Genomic DNA, 261 nt, shown 5'->3' with positions numbered 1-261 from the left:
ACCGCCTGTCGACGAACTTTTGTGCCTTCGGATGTTCACGGAAGAGTTTGCCGAGCGCTCCCGCGGCACCGGCGGAGCTGGACAGCTGATCAGGTTCAACGGGCTTCACCCTGACGTACGACTTGATTCGCCTGTGGCGAATCAACGCAAAGAATCCAATGATCTGTCCAGGCGAAGATTCTGTGAGACATCGGCGTATCTGGCGGATCACTTCGGGCTTGACCATGCCGGTTTCGCTGAGGATTGCCTGATATGTCTTAC

General features: G+C 55.9%; 1 protein-coding gene. It reads right to left on the bottom strand.

The window, feature by feature from the left end:
• Positions 1–261, bottom strand: a 261-nt coding sequence (locus tag SCA31_RS24075) for a hypothetical protein (protein WP_410699515.1), incomplete at both ends; no start/stop codon positions are given.

Origin of the sequence: Chryseobacterium sp. SIMBA_028 (assembly GCF_046535285.1) — a bacterium.
GTDB lineage: Bacteria > Bacteroidota > Bacteroidia > Flavobacteriales > Weeksellaceae > Chryseobacterium.
Note: the sequence above shows the minus strand (reverse complement) of the source record. Positions and strands in the feature narration are given on the sequence as shown.